Below are 21836 nucleotides of genomic sequence, written 5' to 3'. Positions count from 1 at the left end.
GACCTCAGGGCTGACGGGTGAACAGGGGATGCAGGCTGCTGTGCTTGGCGTCGTACACCTGCGCCTGGCTTTCATCGATCTGCAGGGTCACACCGACCGGGCGGCGTTCCAGCAGCGCGTCCAGGTGCAGGCGCAAGACAGCCAGCAGCGCATCGCCGACCTGCCGGTGCCCCGTGGCGCTGCGACCGCTGCCCATGCGCAGGTTGGCGTAGACGAAGCCGTAGTCGCCACGACCATCGGCGATCGCCGCGTGGGCGGCCGGGTAGGCCAGCACGCGGGTGCCGCCGGTGGGGAACACCTGGCGATCATGTTCGTCGCGCTGGGCGAGCATGCAGTCGGCCAGGGCGCGGCACAGGCCGGGCATATCTGCTTCGGCCTCGATGTCCGGGCTGTAGAGCAGGACCAGATGGGGCATGACGGTGCTCCTTACAGGCGGCTGGTGGAGGTGACGCCGGCCGGGTTCGAGGCCTGGGCGGCGGGGATAGCGCTGCCGTCCTGCGGGGTGACCGGGAAGATCGCGTTGATCTGGCCGGTGCCGGAGGAGCCGAAGTACGGCGTCACTACCTCGGCCTTGCCGTCGTACTGCGACCAGCCCAGGGCGCCGAGCAGCATGGCGGTGTCGTGCATGAAACCTTCGCCGTGGCCCTTGACCGCGTACTCGGGCAGCATCGCGCAGAAGTCGGCCCAGTCGCCGTCCTGCCACATGCGCACCACGCGGTGGTCGAGGGTCTCCAGGAAGGGGCTCCATACCTTGGTGGCAAAGTCCGGGGCCTGGCCGTTCTGGGCGAAGCGATGCGACAGCGAGCCACTGGCGAGGAAGGCCACGGTGCCGTCGTAGTGGTCCTCGACCGCCTTGCGCATGGCCCAGCCCAGGCGCGCGCTGTCGTTGAGGTAGTGCGAGGTGCACAGGGCCGAGACCGAGACCACCTTGAAGTGACGGTCGGCGTTCATGTAGCGCATGGGCACCAGGGTGCCGTACTCCGGGGCCAGGGTGGTGGCGTCGTGGGCCATGGTCTCCACGCCGAGGCGGTTGCATTGCTCGGCGAGGATCCGCCCCAGTTCGGGGTTGCCGGGGAAGCCGTAGTCCATGTTGGCGATGAAGTGTGGCAGTTCGTTGCTGGTGTACAGGCCTTCGAAATGCGCGGCGCAGTTGATGTGGTAGTTGGCGTTGACCAGCCAGTGGGTGTCGAACACGACGATGGTGTCCACGCCCAGTTCGCGGCAGCGCCGGCCGATCTCGTGGTGGCCGTCGATGGCCGCCTGGCGAAAGCCCTGGCGCGGGCCGGGCAGTTCGGACAGGTACATCGAGGGCACATGGGTGATCTTGGCGGCGAGAGCGAGTTTGCCCATGGGAATCTCCTGTGATTGTTGTTGTGGCCGCATCGCGGGGCAAGCCCGCTCCCACGAACCGATGCCTTTGTGGGAGTGGCGGTTCGCCGCTGCGACTTGTCCCGCGATGACGTCAGATGCCCCAGCGCGGAATGTGATGGCTACCCATGGATATACACACGTTCTTGATCTCGGCGAAGACCTCGAAGCTGTATTGCCCACCTTCGCGCCCGGTACCCGAGCCTTTCACACCACCGAACGGTTGGCGCAGGTCGCGCACGTTCTGGCTGTTGATGAACACCATGCCCGCCTCGATGCCACGGGCCAGGCGGTGGGCCTTGCCGATGTCCTGGGTCCAGATGTACGAAGCCAGGCCGTATTCGGTGTCGTTGGCCAGTTGCAGCGCCTCGGCCTCGTCCTTGAACGGGATCAGGCAGACCACCGGGCCGAAGATCTCTTCCTGGGCGATGCGCATCGAGTTGTTCACGTCGGCGAACACCGTCGGCTGGATGAACTGCCCCTTGGCCAGGTGTGCCGGCAGCCCGACCGGACGCTCCAGGCCGCCGGCCACCAGGCGTGCGCCTTCCTCGAGGCCGATGCGGATGTAGCCGGTGACCTTGTCGTAGTGCTGCTGGGTGATCATCGAGCCGACCTGGGTCTTCGGATCGGTCGGGTCACCGACGATCAGGCGCCTGGCGCGAGCGGCGAACTCGGCGACGAACTGCGGGTACACGCTTTCCTGGATGAAGATCCGGCTGCCGGCGGTGCAGCGCTCGCCGTTGAGCGAGAAGATGGTGAACAGCGCGGCGTCCAGGGCTCGCTCGAGGTCGGCGTCCTCGAAGACCAGCACCGGCGACTTGCCGCCCAGTTCCATGGAGTACTTCTTCAGGCCCGCCGTCTGCATGATCTTGCGACCGGTGGCAGTGCCGCCGGTGAACGAGATGGCGCGCACGTCCGGGTGGCGCACCAGGGCGTCGCCGGCGGTGGCGCCGTAGCCCTGGATGACGTTGAGCACGCCATTGGGGATGCCGGCCTCGACTGCCAGGCGCCCCAGTTCATTGGCGGTGAGCGGCGACAGCTCGCTCATCTTCAGCACCGCAGTGTTGCCCAGGGCCAGGCACGGCGCGGTCTTCCAGGTGGCGGTCATGAACGGCACGTTCCAGGGCGACACCAGTCCGCACACGCCCACCGGCTGGTACAGGGTGTAGTTGAGCATCTGGTCGTCCACCGGGTAGGTGTGGCCGTCCATGCGCGTGCACACCTCGGCGAAGAAGTCGAAGTTGTGCGAGGCGCGGGGGATCAGCACGTTGCGCGTCTGATGGATCGGCAGGCCGGTGTCCAGGGTTTCCAGTTCGGCCAGCTGCGGCACGTTCTGTTCGATCAGCTCGCCCAGGCGGCGCATCAGCCGGGCGCGCTCTTTGGCCGGGGTGTTGGCCCATTTCGGGAAGGCTTCCTTGGCCGCGGCCACGGCCTGGGCGACTTCCTCGGCGCCGCCGCTGGCGACTTCGCCGATGGCTTCGCCGGTAGCCGGGTTGTAGTTGATGAAGGTGTCGCGGCTCTCGACTTCGCGGCCGTTGATCCAGTGCTTGATCATGCTGTTGCCTCGTGTGCTTTGCGGGCGAAGAACTCGGCTTCGCTGACGATTCGGTTGACCAGGCGGCCGACGCCTTCCACTTCCACCACCACCTCGTCGCCCGGCACCACGTCGGCCAGGCCTTCCGGGGTGCCGGTGGCGATCATGTCGCCGGGCTGCAGGGTCATGAAGCTGGAGAAGTATTCGATCAGGTAGGGGATGTCGAAGATCATGTCGGCGGTGGTGCCTTGCTGTTTCAGCTCGCCGTTGATCCAGGTGCGCAGCGACAGGTTCGACGGATCCGGCACGTCGGCGACGTCGACGATCCAAGGGCCCACCGGGGTGGTGGCGTCGCGGTTCTTCACCCGCAGGTTGGGGCGGTAGTAGTTCTCTAGGTAGTCGCGGATGGCGTAGTCGTTGCACACGGTGTAGCCGGCCAGGTAGGCGAGGGCGTCCTCGCGTCGGACGTTGCGCGCCGGCTTGCCGATGACCGCCACCAGCTCGCACTCGTAGTGCATGTACTTGACGTTGTCCGGGCGCCAGGTGACCTGCTCGTGCCCGGTGTAGGTGCCCGGCGACTTGATGAAGGCCAGCGGTTCGGTGGGCGGGGTGAAGGCCAGCTCGGCGGCGTGGTCGGCGTAGTTCAGGCCCAGGGCGAACATGTTGCCGGTGGCCGGCGGCAGCCAGGTGACCTGGTCGGCATGGACCAGGCGGCCATCGGCCAGGCGCAGTTGCTGGTCGTCCTCGACGGTGACCTGATGGACCTGGCCGTCGAACTGGATACGGGCGTGCTTCATGGGGCGAGTCCTTGTTCGGCGACGATGGGGTTGGTCAGTTGGCCAAGGCCGTCGATCTCGACCGTCACGCGGTCGCCGGGCAGCACATCGACGCGGCCTTCGGGGGTGCCGGTGATCAGCACGTCGCCGGCATGCAGGGTCATGAACTCGCTGATCTCGGCGATCAGCCGGCCCACGCCGCGCACGCAGTTGGCGGTGGTGTTCTGCTGGCGCAGCTCGCCGTTGACCCACAGGCGGATGCCCAGCGCGTCGGGGTTGCCGACCTGCGCGGCCGGCACCAGCTGCGGGCCGATGGCGCAGAAGCCGTCGCGGCACTTGGCCTTGACCGCCGGGCGGTAGTAGCTGTCCTCGGGCAGGCTGAACTCGTTGACGATGGTGTAGCCGGCCACATGCGCGAGGGCGTTTTCGACGCTGACGCGGCTGGCGTCCTTGCCTATCACCACGCCCAGCGCGGGGCCGGGTTGCAGGCGATCGACTGCCGAAGGGTAGGTTACCGGTCGGGCATGCTCGTTGCGGGTGTTCGGGGTCTTGATGAACAGCACCGGCTTGACCGGCGGCTGCCGGTACGGCGCTTCATGGAAGGATGCCAGATGCTGCTGCAGCAGGCCCTGGTAGTTCAGGGCGACGCCGAACAAGCTGCCGTTGGCGACCTCGTGCAAGGCACGGCTCATGCTTTTCTCCTGCGGTGGGCGAAGCGATCGGGGGCGCCTCGTTGTGTTTTTGTTAATGTGTTAACGTTATATTTAATATGTTAACGATCGTCAAGGCGTCCACCGCTGGCCGGTGGTGCTACGATGGTTTCCCCGGCGCGTTTCACCGCTGCGAGAACAACAATGAAAGAACGACAGCCGATCCCCAACATCAACATCGGTCAGGTCTACGACCAGCGCTACAGCGACAGCGAGGTGCACTACGACCGCCTGGGCAACCTGGCCGGTTTCTTCGGTCGCAACATGCCGGTGCACCGCCACGACCGCTTCTTCCAGGTGCACTACGTCAAGACCGGCAGCGTACGGGTGTACCTGGATGAGCAGCGCTACCACGAGTCCGGGCCGATGTTCTTCCTCACCCCACCGACCATTCCCCATGCCTTCGTCACCGAGGCCGACGCCGACGGCCATGTGCTGACCGTCCGCCAGCAACTGGTCTGGCAACTGCTGCAGGCCGAGCCCGGGCTGGCGTTGGGCCCGCGACTGCAACCGGCCTGCGTCGCCCTCGGTCACCTGCAGGGCGCGGCGGCCGGGGAAGTGCGGCGCCTGGAGCAGCTGTTCGACCTGCTCGGTGACGAAATCGGCCATGGCCAGGCCGGGCAGGGCACCGCCGTGCAGGACCTGGCGCGCCTGGTGATGATCAGCCTGCTGCGCCTGGGCGCCAATTCGCTGGAGGCCAAGCCCGCGCGGCACGAGGACCTGCAGCTGTTCCATCGCTTCAACGAGCTGATCGAGCGTCACTACCTCGACCACTGGACGCTGCCGGCGTATGCGGCGGCGCTGGGGGTGACCGAGGCGCGGCTGAACGATGTGTGCCAGCGTATGGCCGACCTGCCGTCCAAGCGCCTGGTGTTCGAACGGCTGATGCAGGAGGCGCGGCGGTTGCTGCTGTACACCGGCGGTTCGGCCAACGAGATCTGCTACCGGCTGGGGTTCAAGGATCCGGCGTATTTCAGCCGCTTCTTCCAGCGCCATGCGCAGATGACGCCGGGGGAGTACCGCCAGCGCCAGGCGGGATTGCGTTGACATGAGGCGATCAGTTCCGGGCTGCGGGCTTCAACTGATCGTGCAACGAAGGCGGCGCCTGGAAAATGGGTGTTTGCCGGGAGCGCTGGTACTTTTCACAGGGGCTGGACAGCACGGGTGAAAATGGTTTTCACTTTATTAATATCTTAATAAAACCAGCCGTTTATCCTGATGACCAATCCTAGACCTTCCCTGACGTTGACCCTGTTGCAGGCCCGCGAAGCGACCATGGCGTTCTTCCGTCCGGCCCTCAATGCCCATGACCTGACCGAGCAGCAGTGGCGGGTGATCCGCATCCTGCGCCAGCAAGGCGAGCTGGAAAGCCACCAGTTGGCGGACCAGGCCTGCATCCTCAAACCGAGCATGAGCGGCGTGCTCAAGCGCCTGGAGCGCGACGGCCTGGTGGGCCGGCGCAAGTCGCCGGAGGATCAGCGGCGAATCTTCATCAGCCTGACCGTGCGCGGCCAGCAGGCGTTCCTGGCCATGAGCGAGGAGATGGAGCGCAATTACCAGGAGATCCAGCGTCAGTTCGGCGAGGACAAGCTGGAGCAGTTGATGGGACTACTGAATGAGCTGAAGAAAGTCAGGCCCTGATGCCGTGCGCAGCCCCTTGTAGGAGCGGCCTTGTGCCGCGAAAGGGCTGCGAAGCAGCCCCGTCGATTGATGCGTCAACGCTCAAATCCTGGGGCCGCTACGCGCCCCTTTCGCGACACAAGGCCGCTCCTACAGGGATTGCGCAAGCCCTTGTTCTTCACTGACCCGCCAGATACAGCGAATCATCGAGAATCTTCAGCAACGAAGCCGCCCGCCGCGCATACACCGCCGGGTTCGCATACAGCAGCTCCACATGCAGACTGTCGATGATCCCCAGGTACGCATCGCCATACAGCTCCAGCTTGTTGCCATCGCTGCGGGCCCAGGCGTGGCGCTCGCGCAGGGCCTGGCAGAAGCCCAGGCGGATTTGCTCCAGGTAGGCCTCGAAGCCGCCGGTGACGATCGCACGGATCGGCGCCGGTGGCAGGAATGCCGTGCGCAGCACGAAGCGCAGGTTGGCCGAGGCGGCGTAGCGCTCGGCCAGGTGCAGCGGATGCCAGTGCCCTGGCGCCTCGCGGCCCGCCGCCTCGTGGCTGAATCCGGCCTCGACGTAGGCGGTCTCGTCCGCCAGCGCCCGTTCGAAGGCGCGCACGAACAACGCGTCCTTGTTGGCGAAGTGGGCGTACAGCGACGCCTTGCGCATGCCCGCCAGGACGGCGATCTCGTTCAGCGACGAGCCGTCGTAGCCGTGTTCGGCAAAGTGCTCGACGGCATGGTCGCAGATACGCGCGGCGGAAGGGGTCAGGGCTTTCAAGGCGGTCACTCCGGGTTGACGCTAGGGTAGGACGAGGCGCTGATTGTCTTTGCCACGGCGGCGCGGGTCAAACCGACGATGGCCAGCGCCGCCGCCGCCAGCAGCCAGGCCCAGGCCAGCGGTCCCAGTGTTGCCAGGTGCCCGGCCAACGGTGTGGCACTGGACGATATCACCAGTTGCAGGGCGCCGAGCAGGGCTGCGGTGGAGCCGACGTCACGTTGTTGCGACGACATCGCCAGGGCCATCAAGGTGGCCTCGCAAATGCCTAAGCCGAACAGCGCCAGTACCACGCCCGCCAGCAGCAGCGCCAGGCCCGCGCCGCTCAGCCCGGCAAGTACCGTCAGCAGCGCGCCGCCACCCATGCACAGCGCGCCCCACCAGGCCACGCGAGCCACGCCATGGCGCGTCACCCAGTAGCCGGACAGCGCCGCGCCGAGCAGGATGGCCACGCCGCAGGCCCCGAACAGCAGGCCGAAGTGGGCGCTGGAAAGGCCGAAGTGCTGCTGGTACACGTAGGCGGAGCCGGCGATGTAGGCGAACAGGAAGAAGAACACCGCCGACAAGGCCAGGGCCGGACGCAGGAACGTGCCGTCGGCGGCGATGCGCGCATAGGTGCGCCATGCGCGGGTCGGCGCCAGGCGTACCCGCTGCCCCGCCGGCAAGGTTTCGCCGAGTGTCAGCGTCGAATTGAGCAGGGTCAGCAGGCCCAGGCCGGCCAGCACCAGCATGATCGCCCGCCAGCCATAGGCCGCGTCGATCACCCCGCCCAGCGCCGGGGCGAGGATCGGCGCCAGGCCTTCGATGGTCATCAGCAGGGCGAAGATCTGCGCCGCACGCGCGCCGTCGGCGCTGTCGCGCACCATGCTCATGATCACCACCAGCGTCAGCGCGCTTGCCAGGCCCTGGACCAGGCGTGCCAGCAGCAACGTGTCCAGCGATGGCGCGGCGGCCGCGCCGAGGGAAGCAAGGCTGAACACCATCAGGCCCGCGAGCAATGGGCGACGCCGGCCCAGGGCGTCCACCACGGGGCCGAACAGCAACTGGCCGGCGCCCATCGCTAACAGGAACACGGTCAAGGTCAGCTGCACCTGGGTATAGCCGGTGGCAAAGTCGCGGGCCATTTCCGGCAGGCTGGCCAGGTACATGTCGATGGCCGAAGGGCCGAGGGCGCCGATCAGGGCGAGGGAGGCGGCGAAGCGCAGGTTGGAAGCAGGCATGACTGGAAAATCCGTTGGCAAAAATTAACCTACCGACCGGTAGGTTGTTCGAATTATGCCAGAGAACACGCAGGGGTCAACAAGACCGTGCCCTTGCAACAGGGCATTCGCTGGTACAGGACCGGCGGATCTTGCGCCTATGACCCTCCCTTGGGCTTGCTTGGTAATTTTTTTGAATTTTCAACGCAAAGGGTGATCTGTCAGAGAGTCATCCATGGAGAAGAGGAGGGCCTGCGTCGATGCCAAGTCCCCAGCTGTACACCATCGAATATCGGCTGCACGGAGAGCCGCGGCGATTCATCATCCGCCAGGAGCACATGGACAACGCCGAAGCCTGGCACTGGGCCAGTTGCGACGCGGGGTTGGGGATCATTCCGAAGTTCGGTCGGGAAAAGATCAAAAAGGTCAGCCGGCCGATGGCCGAGCGCCACGGCATCACCGATGTGCACTGGCGGGTGTGAGGCGTCGTAGGCGAACCACAGGAAATCGGCCAGGTACCTGAATCAGCGTGGGAGCGGGCTTGCCCCGCGATGCGATGCCTGGCATCGGCTTTGCCGGTGTTCGCGAGGCTAGCCCGCTCCCACGCAGCCACACACAACCCTCTGATGGTTGCTCAGTTCCCGGAATACTTCACCGCCGCCGCCGTACGGGTCGGCACGTTGAGGGTCTTGAGCAGCGACGACACATGGATGCGCACGGTGAACGGCGAGATGTCCAGGGCCCGGGCGATCTCCTTGTTGGTCTTGCCCTGGGCGATCAGACGCAGCACGTCCTGCTGGCGGTGGGTGAGCTGCTCCAGCTCGCTGGTGGCCCCCGATTGCGGCAGCAGGCCACTGGGCGCGTAGTTGACTACCACTTCGCCGGCGCGGATGGCGAGGATGGCCGCGCCGATTTCCGCTGGGCTGACGCTCTTGCCGATAAAGCCATCGACACCGGCGGCCATGACTTCGCAGATCACCTCCGGATCGTCGACCATCGACACCACGATCAGCGTGGTGCGTGGCAGTTGTCGGCGCAGCTCGGCGAGGCGGCCGATGCAGGTCAGGCCGGGAAAGCGCAGGTCGAGGATCAGGGTGTCGGGCGTGGCGCCCAAGGTGGCCAGCCGCAACACATCTGCCAGGCTGCCGGCTTCCTCCAGCCGGGCGTCGGGCAGGATACGCCGCACGGTGCTGACCATGGCTTCCCTGAACAGCGGATGGTCATCCGCCACGATGATCCGGCAACTCACGTCGAGGAACTCCCTGTCGTCCGACACATGCTAATTTAGCAGTCAACTGCGGCATTTTCCCATGACGCATGCCGCAAATGCCGACTGGCGCACAAGGACGTTACCCCATGAGGTTCGAGAAGAACAACGAACTGGACCAGGCCAACCTGCGCATCATCGTCGCCTCCTGCGCGATCAGCTACGTGGCGCTGCTGGGCTTCCTGCCGGGACGCTCGCCGGCCACATACCTGCCGGTACTGCTCTACTACGCAGGTTTTGTAGTGGTGTCGATCGGCATGCGCCAGGCCATCAAGCGCTGGCCGGGGCATTATCCGGCGCGGCGGATCTTCGGCATGCTCGGCGACTACACCGGTACCTGCTTCGGCCTGGTGGTCGGCGGTGAGACGGCATTGCCGCTGTACGCGGTGATGGTGTGGATCAATCTGGGCAACGGCATGCGCTTCGGCTCGCGCTACCTGGCCATCGCCACGGTGCTGGCCCTCGGGGCGTTGCTGGTGGTGTGGCGGCTGACGCCCTACTGGCAGGAGCAGCCGTTCCTGCTGCCGATGCTGCTGACCACCAGCACCCTGATCCCGTTCTATGCCCACCTGCTGCTGGAGCGCACGCGCAAGGCCACGGCCCTGGCCGAGGCCGCGACCCGCGAGAAATCGCGCTTCCTGGCCCAGGCCAGTCACGATCTGCGCCAGCCGATCCACTCCATCGGCCTGTTCACCGCCTGCTTGCGCGAGGCGCGCCTGGGTGATGAGGAGCGGCGCCTGGTGGACAGCATCGACCGCTCGCTGCTCAACGTTTCGCAGCTGTTCCGCTCGATCCTCGACCTGTACACCCTGGACAACGGCCGGGTGCAGCCGAAATGGGAGACCTTCGCCGTGGATGGTTTCCTGCGCGAGCTGCTGCGTCAGAACAGCGAGGCGGCGCGCTGGGCCGGGGTCGAGATGCGCCTGGTGCCCAGCCGGCACTGGATCCGCGCCGACCCGGGCATGCTGGCGACCATGGTGCAGAACGTGCTGTCCAACAGCTTCAAGTACGCCGCCGGACGCCCGCTGCTGATCGGCGTGCGACCTCGCGGGGAGGGCCTGGCCATCGTCGTCTGCGACCAGGGTCGGGGGATTGCCGAAGAGCACCAGGGCCAGGTGTTCGAGGAGTTCTACCGGGTGCGCGAGGCACGCGACAAGGATGTCGAGGGGGTCGGCCTGGGCCTGGCCATCGTCAAGCGCCTGGGTCGGTTGATGGGGCTGGAGGTCAGCCTGCGCTCGCGCCTGGGGCATGGCACCTGCGTGACCCTGCAGGGGCTGGCCAGGGCCCCTGCGCAGGTGCTGCGGGCCACGGCCGACCAGGCGGTGCAGGCGGGCCTGCTCACGGGGCTGCGGGTGTGCCTGGTGGAGGACGACCACAACGTGCTGCAGGCCACCAGTGCCTTGCTGCAACGCTGGGGGTGCGAGGTCCAGGCCGAGAGTTCGGCCCATGGCCTGGTCAGCGACTGCGATGTGATCGTCGCCGACTACGACCTGGGGCCGCAGGCTACCGGTATCGACTGCATCGACCAGTTGCGCGCGCAGCGCGGCGCCGCTGTGCCGGCGCTGATCATGACCGGTCACGACATTGACAGGCTGCAGGGCGCCTTGCAGGCGCGGGGCATCGCGGTGCTGGCCAAGCCGGTGCGGCCCGCCGAGCTGCGCGCGGCGTTGCGCGTCCTGCGCGAGACGGCAGTGGCGCCGGCGGTCAAGGCCGGCGCGTGAGGGGGTCACTGGAAGACGGGGGCCTGGCCTTCCTTCCAGCAGGTCGGTGATGGGGTGTAGATACCCATGCCGGCCACGGCGACCAGGCCACCGCTGGGCACCTGGCAGTCATATTGGCCTTTGGAGGTGCTGGCGGTGAAGTAGGTGGTGTTGGAGTCGCTGCGCAGGTTGCTGACCTTGTTCACCGGTACGCCGAGGGTGACCTCGGTACGCTGCTTGAGGGTGTCGGCGCTGGGGCTGGCGGTCTGGCAACCGGCCAGGGCGGCGAAGCCGGCGAGCAGGAGCAGGGACTTGAAGGGGAAGGACATGGGGATCATCGCGTTGCTTCCTTGGCATTGTTCTCGATACGGCGCCCCAGGGCCAGGAAGGGGAGCTGGCGGCGGGGTGGCAGACCGACTATAGCGGCGCAGGGCGTTGTGCGATGTAGGGCAGATGTGCGAGGTGGCATATTGCCTTTAGTCTAGGCAATGAACTCCGACTTCTGAACCTCTCGCCCCTCGCTATCCTGGCGAACACTGAGTACCACGGCCCCCCCGCACAGCCCGATCAACCCCACGCTGGCCACCACAATATCCCCAATGCCCATGCCGGCAAGCAGCAAGAAAAGACTGATCCGAAACAGTGCGGTCATGGCCATCTCCAAGGCAGGGCGAGGGAACTTCGAGAAGTCACCATACCCCCCAAACCCCCGAGGTACAGCGCCAGGCCAGGCGATTGGCACTGCACCCGCCCGCTTTGGCAGAAAGCCCGTCACTTGACGCCACACCCTATCCCTGATTTCATTGAAACCGTTTTCATCAACCCTGCAAAAGCGCAAACAAGAAGGAACCAGGGTGGACAAAGAGCCAGCACCCGTTCGCGGGCGGGTTACCATCAGCGAGGTTGCCAAGGCCGCCGGCGTCTCCAAGGCGACGGTCTCGCGCTACATGGGCGAAGACCGGCAACTGCTCGCCGAAGCCACCGCGCAACGCATCGAGGCCGTCGTCGAACGCCTCGGCTATCGCCCCAATCGCATGGCCAGTGCCCTCAAGCGCGGCCGCACCGGTTTGATCGGCATGCTCCTGGCGGATATCCGCAACCCCTACTCGGTGGCGGTGATGCACGGCGTCGAGACCGCCTGCCGCCAGCATGGCTACAGCCTGGTGGTGTGCAACACCGACTACGACGACGACCAGGAGCGCAGTCACCTGCAGGCCCTGCAGTCGTACAACGTCGACGGCCTGATCGTGAATACCCTCGGTCATCGCGCCGACGAGCTGGCGAAGCTGGCCCGCGACCTGCCGATGGTGCTGGTCGACCGGCAACTGGCCGGCCTGGCGGTCGACCTGGTGGGGCTGGACAACAGCGATGCCGTCGAACAGTCACTCGATCATCTGCAGCGTTGCGGTTATCGCGACATCCTTGCCGTGACCGAGCCGCTCGACGGCACCAGCTCCCGCCAGGAGCGGGTTGACGCCTTCCTGGCCTCCATTGCCCGGCGCCGTGGCCTGCGTGGGCAGGTGCTGGCGGTGGGGGCGGACCTGCCGGAGCAGCTGGGCAGCTTCATCGCCGGGGCAGGGCACGGCCCGCAGGCCCTGTTCACCTGCAACGGCGTTGCCACCCTGGAGGTGGTCCGCGTGCTGCACGCCCGTGGCGGGGCGCTGTTCCAGGACGTGGGCCTGCTAGCGCTCGACGAGCTGGACTGGTACCCGCTGGTGGGCAGCGGCATCACCGCCCTGGCCCAGCCCACCGGGCGGATCGGTGCCGCAGCGTTCCAGTGCCTGCTGGAGCGTCTGCAAGGCAGCGGTTCGCCAGCGCGGCGCCTGGATTTGCAAGCCGAGCTGATCCCGCGAGGCTCCACCCGATCACAAGCATGACGGCGTCCTTGACGCCGTTGTTGCTGGCAAAAAATGAAACCGGTTTCATCTACAAGAACAAGGATCACACACATGCAAACGCCCATTGTCTCCATCAGCTTGTCGAGTTTCGGTGCCGATGCCGTGCGGCGCCTGGGTCAGGCCAGCTACCTGCCGTTGCTGGCCGCCGCCGGTGCGCGACGGGTGGAATGGCGTGAGGAGCTGTTCGACGCCGCGCTTGCTGCCGCCACCCTGGCCAACCTGGCCGCCGAGCATGGCCTGCAGAGCCTTTACTCCACGCCACTGGAGTTGTGGCGCGAGGATGGCAGCCTGGAGCCGGCCATCGCCCAGCGTTTGCAACTGGCAAGCGAAATCGGCGCGGTGGCGCTGAAGGTGTCGCTGGGGCATTACCAGCCAGGCTGTGACTTGCAGGCCCTGGCGCCATTGTTGGGGCACAAGACAGCGCTGTATGTGGAAAACGACCAGACGCCTTACGGCGGACGGCTGCAGGTCCTGGAACGATTCTTCCGCGAGGCGCAGGAGCAGGGCGTGGCACCGGGCATGACCTTCGATATCGGTAACTGGTGCTGGCACGACGAGTCGCCGCTGCTGGCCGCCCAACTGCTGGGCTCCTGGGTGCGCTACGTTCACTGCAAGGCTGTCGCCCGACGTGCCGACGGGCGCCTGGTTGCCGTCGTGCCCCAGGCTCTCGACCTGGCCCAGTGGCGTCAACTGATGACGCATTTCGCTCCAGACCTGCCACGGGCCATCGAATACCCGTTGGCTGGAGACGACCTGCTGGCGCTGACCGCGCGGCAGGTCGCGCTACTGGCGCAGTTGGAAGGGCAGGTGTGCCATGGTTGAGCGCGACGTCCTGTGTTTCGGTGAAACCATGGCCATGTTCGTGGCCGCGCAGCCGGGCGAGCTGGCCCGGGTCGAGGGTTTCGGCAAGCGCATCGCCGGTGCCGACAGCAACGTGGCCATCGGCCTGGCGCGCCTGGGGCTGGGGGTGCGCTGGCTGAGCCGGGTCGGCAACGATTCGCTCGGTACCTTCGTGCTCGACACCCTGCGTCAGGAAGGGCTGGACTGTTCCAGCGTCGAGATCGATGACGAGCATCCCACCGGGTTCCAGCTCAAGGAACGCTGCGATGACGGTCGCGATCCGCAGGTCGAATATTTCCGCCGAGGCTCGGCGGCCAGCCGGCTGTCGCCTGCCCAGATGCAGCCCGCGTTGCTGGAGGCCCGGCACCTGCACGCCACCGGCATTCCGCCGGCCTTGTCGGCCAGCTGCCGCGCGCTCTGCCACCAGTTGCTGGACGACATGCGCGCCCATGGCCGCAGCATCTCCTTCGACCCCAACCTGCGCCCCTCGCTGTGGCCGGACCGCCAGACCATGGTGCGCGAGATCAACGCCCTGGCGTTCAAGGCTGATTGGGTCCTGCCAGGGCTTGAGGAGGGGCGCCTGCTGAGCGGCCGCCAGTCGCCGCAGGCCATCGCCGAGTTCTACCTAGAGCAGGGTGTGCAATACGTGGCCATCAAGCTTGGCGCCGAAGGTGCCTACTGGCGCGACGCCCACGGTGAGCACGGCGTGGTCCCAGGTGTTCCGGTGCCCCGGGTAGTCGACACCGTGGGCGCGGGCGACGCCTTCGCCGTCGGTGTGGTCAGCGCCTTGCTCGAAGGACTGCCGCTGCGCCGCGCCGTGGCCCGGGGCAACTGGTGCGGCAGCCGCGCGGTGCAGAGCCGGGGCGACATGGAAGGCCTGCCGCAACGCCACGAGCTGGACCTGCACGAGAACGCTTCGATCCAACCACGCTGAATCGCCGGACCGTCCGGCACCTGATGTGACAAGAACAACAAGACCAGGAGAACTCCCCATGCAGCTTGATCGACTCGCCCCCAGACGCTGGTGGTACATCATGCCCATCGTCTTCATCACCTACAGCCTGGCCTACCTCGACCGGGCCAACTACGGCTTTGCCGCGGCCTCGGGCATGGCCGACGACCTGAAGATCACCCCGGCGCTGTCGTCGCTGCTCGGCGCGCTGTTCTTCCTCGGCTACTTCTTCTTCCAGGTGCCGGGTGCCCTCTACGCGCAGAAGCGCAGCGTGAAGAAGCTGATCTTCGCCAGCCTGATCCTCTGGGGTGGCCTGGCGACGCTGACCGGCGTGGTGCATGACGTCTACCTGCTGATCGTCATCCGCTTCCTGTTGGGCGTGGTGGAGGCGGCGGTGATGCCGGCCATGCTCATCTATCTCTGCCACTGGTTTACCCGCGCCGAACGTTCGCGGGCCAACACCTTCCTGATCCTCGGCAACCCGGTGACCATTCTGTGGATGTCGGTGGTCTCGGGCTACCTGGTGCAGCAGTTCGACTGGCGCTGGATGTTCATCATCGAAGGCGCGCCGGCGATTCTCTGGGCCTTCATCTGGTGGCGCCTGGTGGATGACCGTCCGGAGCAGGCCAAGTGGCTGGATACCCGCGAGAAGGCGGCGCTGCGTGAGGCGCTGGACGCCGAGCAGCAGGGCATCAAGCCGGTGAAGAACTACCGCGAGGCATTCCGCTCGCCCACCGTGCTGATCCTGTCGCTGCAGTACTTCTGCTGGAGCATCGGCGTGTACGGCTTCGTGCTCTGGCTGCCGTCGATCCTCAAGCAGGCGGCGGCACTGGACATCGTCACCGCCGGCTGGCTGTCGGCAGTGCCGTACCTGGGCGCGGTGGTGGCCATGCTCGGCGTGTCCTGGGCCTCGGACCGCCTGCAAAAGCGCAAGCGTTTCGTCTGGCCGCCGCTGCTGATCGCCGCCCTGGCGTTCTATGGCTCATACAGCCTGGGCACCGAGCATTTCTGGTGGTCCTACGCCTTGCTGGTGATCGCCGGGGCCTGCATGTACGCGCCCTACGGGCCGTTCTTCGCCATCGTCCCCGAGCTGCTGCCGGCCAACGTCGCCGGGGGCGCCATGGCGCTGATCAACAGCATGGGCGCGCTGGGTTCGTTTTCCGGCTCGTGGCTGGTGGGCTACCTCAATGGCGCCACCGGCGGCCCCGGCGCTTCCTACCTGTTCATGTGCGTGGCGCTGCTGCTGGCCGTGGCCCTGACCGCCGTTCTCAATCCCTTGCAACAGACACGCCGGCAAAGCCTGGCGCCCAGCCGATAGGTACCGTGCAATGAAGAAACGCATCGTCCTCTATAAACGCCTCTCCGAAGCGCTCATGGCCCGCTTGCAGGCACACGCCGAGGTGACCTTGGTCGAATCGCCCAGTGCCGACGGCCTCGCTCGGCTGCGCGCGGCGCTGCCGGGCGCCCACGGGCTGCTCGGCGCCAGCCTGCGCCTGGACGCCCCCTTGCTCGACCTGGCGCCGCAGCTGGAAGTGGTCTCCAGCGTCTCGGTCGGCGTCGACAACTACGATATCGACGCCTTCGACCAGCGCGGCGTGCTGCTGACCAACACCCCTGATGTGCTCACCGAAACCACCGCCGACACCGGCTTTGCCCTGATCCTCGCCTGTGCCCGGCGGGTCGTCGAGCTCGACGGCTGGATCCGTGCCGGCCACTGGCAGGCAGGTATCGGGCCGGCGCAGTTCGGTTGCGACGTGCAGGGCAAGACCCTGGGCATCGTCGGCATGGGCCGTATCGGCGAAGCCCTGGCCCGCCGCGCCCATGCAGGCTTCGGCATGCGCGTGCTGTACCACACCCGCCAGCCGCGGCCTGAGGTGGAGGCGCGGTTTGCCGCCGCGCATCGCAGCCTGGAGGCCTTGCTGGCCGAGTCCGATTTCGTCTGCCTGTGCCTGCCGCTGACCGCCGCGACCGAGAACCTGATCGGCGCGCCGCAGCTTGCGCTGATGAAGCCGTCGGCGATCCTGGTGAACATTTCCCGTGGCCGGGTGCTGGGCGAGGCTGCGTTGTTCCAGGCCCTGGCCGAGCGGCGCATTCGCGGCGCCGGCCTGGACGTGTTCGTGCGCGAGCCGTTGCCCGCCGATTCGCCGTTGCTGCAACTGGACAACCTGGTGGTGACGCCGCACATCGGCTCGGCCACCGAGGAAACCCGCGAGGCCATGGCCCGTTGCGCGGTGGACAACCTGCTGGCGGCCCTGGCCGGCGAGCGACCGCAGAACCTGGTCAACCCGCTTGCCTGGTCGCGGCGAAACCCATGAGCGGGGCGAGCACTGTGCTCGCCCTATGCTTGCCATAACAACAGCCCTTGCCCGCTTCGATATCCCGGGGTCGCACCGCGACCCCTTGGCAAAACAAGGCCGCTCCGCCGAGACAGCGCTGTCTCGACTTGCGGCCACGGGATCTCCATCGGTGAAAAGGGCGACGATTTCCGTATGACCTGATCAACAGAGAGACATCCTCATGTCCAAGGACCAACCCGCCTCCGTGCAACCGGCGCGCCGGGCGTTCCTGCGCCAATCCCTGACCCTGATCCCGGTGGCGACCCTCGCCAGCACAGGGCTAGGCGGCGCAGTGCTCGCCGACAGCGCCACCCCGGCACCCGCCGAACTGGCCCGAGTGGCCCCGGCGCGTGCCTACCAGCCAAGCTTCTTCACCCAGGAGGAGTGGGCCTTCGTCAGCGCCGCCGTGGCCGTGCTGATCCCCACCGACGCCCTCGGTCCCGGCGCGGCCGATGCCGGCGTGCCCGAGTTCATCGACCGTCAGCTCAACACCCGCTATGGCAGCGGCGGGCTGTGGTACATGCAGGGGCCATTCCACCCCGACGCGCCCAGCGAGCTGGGCTACCAGCTCAAGCTCAGTCCCCAGGAGATCTACCGGCTGGGCATCGCCGAAACCGACGCCTGGTGCCAGGCGCAGTTCGGCAAGGTGTTCGCCCAGCTCGGCCTTGAACAGCAGCAGCAGGTGCTCGAGGCCCTGGACGGCGGCAAGCCGGCCTTTGCCTCGGTGCCGGCGGCCACCTTCCTCGGCATGCTCTGGCTCAACACCCGCGAGGGCTTTTTCAGCGACCCCCTGCACGGCGGCAACCAGGGCCTGGCGGGCTGGAAGCTGGTCGGATTCCCCGGCGCCCGCGCCGATTTCATGGACTGGGTGGAGCGCGACGAGCGTTATCCCTTCCCGTCAGTGTCCATCAGCGGCGAGCGAGGTTGAGCCATGAGCCAAGTGATGAAGAAAGTCGATGTGGTCATCGTCGGGTTCGGCTGGGCCGGGGCGATCATGGCCAAGGAACTGACCGAGGCCGGTCTGCAGGTGCTGGCCCTGGAGCGCGGCCCGGCCCGCGACACCTATCCGGACGGCGTCTATCCGCAGACCATGGACGAGCTGACCTACAACTCGCGCAAGAAGCTGTTCATGGACATCTCCCGCGAAACCGTGACCTTGCGCCACAGCGTCAACGACGTGGCAGTGCCGTACCGCCAGTTCGGCGCCTTCCTGCCCGGCACCGGCACGGGCGGAGCGGGGCTGCACTGGTCCGGCGTGCATTTTCGCGTCGACCCGGTGGAGCTGCGCCTGCGCAGCCACTATGAGGAGCGCTACGGCAAGCGCTTCATTCCCGAGGGCATGACCATCCAGGACTTCGGCGTCAGCTATGAAGAGCTGGAGCCGTACTTCGATTTTGCCGAGAAGGTGTTCGGTACCTCCGGCACGGCCTGGTCGATCAAGGGCCAGGTGGTGGGCCGCGACAAGGGCGGCAACCCGTTCGCCGCCGACCGCTCCAGCGACTTCCCACTGACGGCGCAGAAGAACACCGTGTCGGCGCAGCTGTTCGAGAAGGCCGCCCGCGAGGTCGGCTACCACCCTTACAACCTGCCGTCGGCCAACACCTCCGGGCCGTACACCAACCCCTACGGCGCGCAGATGGGGCCATGCAACTTCTGCGGCTACTGCAGCGGCTATGCCTGCTACATGTACTCCAAGGCCTCGCCCAACGTGAACATCCTCCCGGCCCTGCGCCAGGTGCCGAACTTCGAGTTGCGCAACAACGCCCATGTGCTGCGGGTCAACCTGACCGCCGACAAGCGCCTGGCCACCGGCGTGACCTACGTCGACAGCCAGGGGCGCGAAGTGGAGCAACCCGCCGACCTGGTGATCCTCGGCGCGTTCCAGTACAACAACGTGCGCCTGATGCTGCTCTCGGGCATCGGCAAGCCCTACGATCCGGTGAGCAACGAGGGGGTGGTAGGGCGCAACTTCGCCTACCAGAACATCTCAACCGTGACCGCGTTCTTCGACCGCGACAGCCACCACACCAACCCCTTCATTGGCGCCGGCGGCAACGGCGTGGCGGTGGACGACTTCAACGCCGACAACTTCGACCATGGCCCGCACGGCTTCGTTGGCGGTTCGCCGTTCTGGGTCAACCAGGCGGGCGCCAAGCCGATCTCCGGCACCAAGGTGCCGCCGGGCACGCCGAAATGGGGCAGCGGCTGGAAGGCCGCGATGGCCGACAGCTACCGGCACATGCTGTCGATGGACGCCCATGGCGCGCATCAGTCCTACCGCGACAACTACCTCGATCTGGACCCGGTGTACAAGGATGCCTACGGCTTGCCCCTGCTGCGCATGACCTTCGACTGGAAGGACAACGACGTGAAGATGAACCGCTTCATGGTCGAGCGCATGGGCAAGATCGCCGAAGCGATGGGACCCAAGGCGATCAGCGCGGGCAAGAAAGCCTTCGGCCAGCACTTCGATGCCTCCACCTACCAGACCACCCACCTCAACGGCGGCGCGATCATGGGCACCGATCCGAAAACCAGCGCGCTCAACCGCTACCTGCAGTGCTGGGACGTGCACAACGTGTTTGTCCCCGGCGCCTCGGCCTTCCCCCAGGGCCTGGGCTACAACCCCACCGGGCTGGTGGCGGCGCTGACCTACTGGTCGGCACGGGCGATTCGCGAGCGCTACCTGAAGAACCCCGGTCCACTGGTGCAGGCATGAGGAAGGCCAACATGAAGACATTGCTCATCGCCATGCTGGGCCTGGGCGCCAGCACCTTGCTGCAGGCCGCCGACGCGGTGGACCCGGCGCAGGTCAGGCAAGGCGAATACCTAGCCCGCGCCGGCGACTGCGTGGCCTGCCACACCGCCAAGGGCGGCAAACCGTTCGCCGGCGGGCTGCCCATGGAAACACCCATCGGCACCCTGTACTCGACCAATATCACGCCCCATGCGAGCGGCATCGGCCAGTACAGCTACGAGGACTTCGAGCGTGCCGTGCGCCAGGGTATCGGCAAGGATGGCAGCACGCTGTATCCGGCCATGCCGTACCCGTCCTATGCCCGGGTCAGCGACCAGGACATGCAGGCGCTCTACGCCTACTTCATGCACGGCGTGCAGCCGGTGGAGCAGCAGAACAAGGACAGCGACATTCCCTGGCCGCTGAGCATGCGCTGGCCGCTGGCGTTCTGGCGCGGGTTGTTCGCGCCGCCGGTCAAGCCGTTCGAAGCCGCCGGGCGCGATCCGGTGGTGGCGCGCGGCGCCTACCTGGTCGAAGGGCTGGGGCACTGTGGCGCGTGTCACACGCCGCGGGCGCTGACCATGCAGGAAAAAGCCCTGGATGCCGGCGACGGCGCGGCATTCCTGTCCGGCAGCGCGCCCCTTGAAGGATGGATCGCCAAGAGCCTGCGCGGTGACCACAAGGATGGGTTGGGCAGCTGGGACGAGGCGCAGATCGTTGCCTTCCTCAAGACCGGGCGCAACGAGCGCACCGCGGTGTTCGGCGGCATGAGCGATGTGGTCGAGCACAGCATGCAGTACATGAGCGACGCTGACCTGACCGCCATTGCCCGTTACCTCAAGACCTTGCCGTCGGTGAACCCGGACGACAAACCGTTCCGCGAGGACCCTGCCGTCGCCCAGGCGCTGTGGCAGGGCAATGACGGCAAGACCGGCGCGGCGCTCTACGTCGACAACTGCGGTGCCTGCCACCGCACAGACGGCAAGGGCTACGCCCGGGTGTTCCCGGCGTTGGCCGGCAACCCGGTGGTGCAGGGCGAGGATGCCACCTCGTTGATCCATATCGTGCTGGAGGGCGCGACCCTGCCGGCCACGGCGACGGCGCCCTCGACCTTCAGCATGCCGGGCTTCGGCTGGCGCCTGTCGGACCAGCAGGTGGCCGATGTGGTCAACTTCATCCGCGGCAGCTGGGGCAACCAGGCACCGGCGGTGAAGGCGGGGCAGGTGGCGCAACTGCGCAAGCAGGCGCCGCCGGTACTGAAGGCCGAGTCGTTGATCGGCGATACCACGGGTATCCAGGAGCCCTGAGCAGTGGCCGGGGGCAGCGGGTCTACACGCCCTTGCCCCTGGCCCCTCACTCAGAACCAGCGGTCGTTGCGTTTACGGCCGCGGGTCAGCGCCGGCAGGATCAACCCCGCCAGCAGCCCGGCCCCGGCAATGCTGCCGCCGTAGACCATGTAGCGCATCATCACCTGCTTGTTCTCGTCACCCAGGCGCGCCTGGGTGTCGCGCAGGGTCGACTGGCTCTGCGCCAGTTGCTCGTTGAGCGCCTTGTTGCGGCTTTCCAGCTCGTCGATCAGCGCCTTGCGCGAGTCGAGGGTCTCCTGCATGCCCTGCACGCGGTTCTTCCAGCTGTCGTCGATGCTCTTCAACTGGCCGGACAGTTCGGCCACCTGGGCGTCGAGCTGCGGCAGGCGCTCGTTCTGGCCGGGTACGCCCTGCAGGTCGTTGCTGAGGATCCACACCAGGTCGCCGTTCTGCCCGCGCACCTGGCTGTAGTTGCCCTGGCTGGTCACCAGGCTGACCTTCTGTCCGGACTTGAGCGTGCCGACGATGCGGTGGCCATCGGTGGGGCCGCTGCGCACGTAGGTGCTCAGGCTGTCGCTGACCCAGCGCGCATCGCTGGCCGGTTCTTCGGCGTGGGCCGGCATAGCAAGGGTGATCAGGGCGGCGATCAGGCCACCGCGCAGGGCGGTGAGGGCAGGGGAAACGGGCTGGATGTCTGGCATGCTGGTCTTCGCTGAAACAGGACGAATGAAGGCCCGATGACTGGGCCGGCGATCCGGTCGGGTGGATTGACCGTCAGCGAAAGACCGTTTTTTTGTAGGCAGGTTCACTGCCTGCGGTA

The 21836-nt window shown here is 66.7% G+C and carries 23 protein-coding genes; 12 read left to right on the top strand and 11 right to left on the bottom strand.

All coding sequences use genetic code 11. From position 1 onward, the window contains the following. Nucleotides 1–4: 4 nt before the first annotated feature. The 5 genes from V0R62_RS13160 to V0R62_RS13140 all read right to left on the bottom strand — a co-directional run bounded on the left by V0R62_RS13160 (nt 5) and on the right by V0R62_RS13140 (nt 4370). Nucleotides 5–415 (bottom strand): 5-carboxymethyl-2-hydroxymuconate isomerase, encoded by a 411-nt coding sequence (locus V0R62_RS13160; protein ID WP_330104015.1) that lies wholly within the window; start codon nt 413–415, stop codon nt 5–7. 11 nt (nt 416–426) lie between these two features. Continuing rightward, complete coding sequence (gene hpaD, locus V0R62_RS13155) at nt 427–1350, bottom strand: 3,4-dihydroxyphenylacetate 2,3-dioxygenase (protein ID WP_330104014.1); 924 nt, start codon at nt 1348–1350, stop codon at nt 427–429. 112 nt (nt 1351–1462) lie between these two features. Continuing rightward, the gene (gene hpaE, locus V0R62_RS13150) at nt 1463–2923 is read right to left on the bottom strand and encodes a 5-carboxymethyl-2-hydroxymuconate semialdehyde dehydrogenase (RefSeq protein ID WP_330104013.1); all 1461 of its coding nucleotides are present in this window, start codon (nt 2921–2923) and stop codon (nt 1463–1465) included. After that, the gene (locus tag V0R62_RS13145; RefSeq protein WP_330104012.1) at nt 2920–3699 is read right to left on the bottom strand and encodes a fumarylacetoacetate hydrolase family protein; all 780 of its coding nucleotides are present in this window, start codon (nt 3697–3699) and stop codon (nt 2920–2922) included. Before V0R62_RS13145 ends, hpaE begins: the two co-directional genes overlap by 4 nt. Continuing rightward, nucleotides 3696–4370: a fumarylacetoacetate hydrolase family protein gene (locus V0R62_RS13140; protein ID WP_330104011.1), complete on the bottom strand. Its 675-nt coding sequence runs from the start codon at nt 4368–4370 to the stop codon at nt 3696–3698. The genes V0R62_RS13145 and V0R62_RS13140 overlap by 4 nt, the downstream gene beginning before the upstream one ends. 162 nt (nt 4371–4532) lie before the next feature. Between V0R62_RS13140 and hpaA the strand changes: the two genes are divergently transcribed. Both hpaA and hpaR read left to right on the top strand, forming a co-directional pair. Beyond that, nucleotides 4533–5435, top strand: a complete 903-nt coding sequence (gene hpaA, locus V0R62_RS13135) for a 4-hydroxyphenylacetate catabolism regulatory protein HpaA (RefSeq protein ID WP_330104010.1) — start codon at nt 4533–4535, stop codon at nt 5433–5435. 171 nt (nt 5436–5606) lie between these two features. Continuing rightward, nucleotides 5607–6029, top strand: coding sequence for a homoprotocatechuate degradation operon regulator HpaR (gene hpaR / locus V0R62_RS13130; RefSeq protein ID WP_110739440.1), 423 nt, complete (start codon nt 5607–5609; stop codon nt 6027–6029). 157 nt (nt 6030–6186) lie between these two features. Here hpaR and V0R62_RS13125 read toward each other — a convergent pair whose 3' ends face one another. Together V0R62_RS13125 and V0R62_RS13120 are read right to left on the bottom strand one after the other, a co-directional pair. Then, complete coding sequence (locus tag V0R62_RS13125; RefSeq protein WP_330104009.1) at nt 6187–6783, bottom strand: TetR/AcrR family transcriptional regulator; 597 nt, start codon at nt 6781–6783, stop codon at nt 6187–6189. A 5-nt stretch (nt 6784–6788) separates the two neighbouring features. Continuing rightward, complete coding sequence (locus V0R62_RS13120) at nt 6789–8000, bottom strand: multidrug effflux MFS transporter (RefSeq protein WP_330104008.1); 1212 nt, start codon at nt 7998–8000, stop codon at nt 6789–6791. A 239-nt stretch (nt 8001–8239) separates the two neighbouring features. Here V0R62_RS13120 and V0R62_RS13115 point away from each other — a divergent pair, with 239 nt between their 5' ends. After that, complete coding sequence (locus tag V0R62_RS13115; RefSeq protein ID WP_186713273.1) at nt 8240–8461, top strand: DUF6555 family protein; 222 nt, start codon at nt 8240–8242, stop codon at nt 8459–8461. A 152-nt stretch (nt 8462–8613) separates the two neighbouring features. Here V0R62_RS13115 and V0R62_RS13110 read toward each other — a convergent pair whose 3' ends face one another. Further along, nucleotides 8614–9228, bottom strand: a complete 615-nt coding sequence (locus V0R62_RS13110; protein WP_330104007.1) for a response regulator transcription factor — start codon at nt 9226–9228, stop codon at nt 8614–8616. 107 nt (nt 9229–9335) lie between these two features. On the opposite strand from V0R62_RS13110, the gene V0R62_RS13105 reads away from it, so the two are divergent. Then, nucleotides 9336–10967, top strand: coding sequence for an ATP-binding response regulator (locus tag V0R62_RS13105; RefSeq protein WP_330104006.1), 1632 nt, complete (start codon nt 9336–9338; stop codon nt 10965–10967). A 5-nt stretch (nt 10968–10972) separates the two neighbouring features. Here V0R62_RS13105 and V0R62_RS13100 read toward each other — a convergent pair whose 3' ends face one another. Both V0R62_RS13100 and V0R62_RS13095 read right to left on the bottom strand, forming a co-directional pair. After that, nucleotides 10973–11284, bottom strand: a complete 312-nt coding sequence (locus tag V0R62_RS13100; RefSeq protein ID WP_330104005.1) for a hypothetical protein — start codon at nt 11282–11284, stop codon at nt 10973–10975. Nucleotides 11285–11427: 143 nt separating this feature from the next. Next, on the bottom strand, nt 11428–11598 hold the full coding sequence (locus V0R62_RS13095) for a hypothetical protein (protein ID WP_330104004.1): 171 nt from the start codon (nt 11596–11598) through the stop codon (nt 11428–11430). 202 nt (nt 11599–11800) lie between these two features. On the opposite strand from V0R62_RS13095, the gene V0R62_RS13090 reads away from it, so the two are divergent. The 8 genes from V0R62_RS13090 to V0R62_RS13055 all read left to right on the top strand — a co-directional run bounded on the left by V0R62_RS13090 (nt 11801) and on the right by V0R62_RS13055 (nt 21016). After that, nucleotides 11801–12823 (top strand): LacI family DNA-binding transcriptional regulator, encoded by a 1023-nt coding sequence (locus V0R62_RS13090; RefSeq protein WP_330104003.1) that lies wholly within the window; start codon nt 11801–11803, stop codon nt 12821–12823. Nucleotides 12824–12895: 72 nt separating this feature from the next. Continuing rightward, nucleotides 12896–13666: a sugar phosphate isomerase/epimerase family protein gene (locus tag V0R62_RS13085; protein ID WP_330104002.1), complete on the top strand. Its 771-nt coding sequence runs from the start codon at nt 12896–12898 to the stop codon at nt 13664–13666. Next, nucleotides 13659–14618, top strand: a complete 960-nt coding sequence (locus tag V0R62_RS13080) for a sugar kinase (protein WP_330104001.1) — start codon at nt 13659–13661, stop codon at nt 14616–14618. Before V0R62_RS13085 ends, V0R62_RS13080 begins: the two co-directional genes overlap by 8 nt. A 58-nt stretch (nt 14619–14676) precedes the next feature. After that, nucleotides 14677–15954, top strand: coding sequence for an MFS transporter (locus tag V0R62_RS13075; protein ID WP_330104000.1), 1278 nt, complete (start codon nt 14677–14679; stop codon nt 15952–15954). Nucleotides 15955–15964: 10 nt separating this feature from the next. Continuing rightward, nucleotides 15965–16951, top strand: a complete 987-nt coding sequence (locus tag V0R62_RS13070) for a 2-hydroxyacid dehydrogenase (RefSeq protein ID WP_330103999.1) — start codon at nt 15965–15967, stop codon at nt 16949–16951. Nucleotides 16952–17153: 202 nt separating this feature from the next. Continuing rightward, nucleotides 17154–17900, top strand: a complete 747-nt coding sequence (locus V0R62_RS13065; RefSeq protein WP_330103998.1) for a gluconate 2-dehydrogenase subunit 3 family protein — start codon at nt 17154–17156, stop codon at nt 17898–17900. A 3-nt stretch (nt 17901–17903) separates the two neighbouring features. After that, nucleotides 17904–19691: a GMC family oxidoreductase gene (locus tag V0R62_RS13060; RefSeq protein ID WP_330103997.1), complete on the top strand. Its 1788-nt coding sequence runs from the start codon at nt 17904–17906 to the stop codon at nt 19689–19691. An 11-nt stretch (nt 19692–19702) separates the two neighbouring features. Beyond that, complete coding sequence (locus V0R62_RS13055) at nt 19703–21016, top strand: cytochrome c (RefSeq protein WP_330103996.1); 1314 nt, start codon at nt 19703–19705, stop codon at nt 21014–21016. Nucleotides 21017–21066: 50 nt separating this feature from the next. Here the strand turns inward: V0R62_RS13055 and V0R62_RS13050 are convergent, their stop codons facing one another. Continuing rightward, nucleotides 21067–21717, bottom strand: a complete 651-nt coding sequence (locus tag V0R62_RS13050; protein WP_330103995.1) for a TIGR04211 family SH3 domain-containing protein — start codon at nt 21715–21717, stop codon at nt 21067–21069. Nucleotides 21718–21836 lie beyond the last annotated feature (119 nt).

The organism is Pseudomonas carassii (genome assembly GCF_036324045.1).
GTDB lineage: Bacteria > Pseudomonadota > Gammaproteobacteria > Pseudomonadales > Pseudomonadaceae > Aquipseudomonas > Aquipseudomonas peradeniyensis.
The sequence above is the reverse complement of the archived record's forward strand: the minus strand, read 5'-3'. Positions and strand labels throughout refer to the sequence as shown.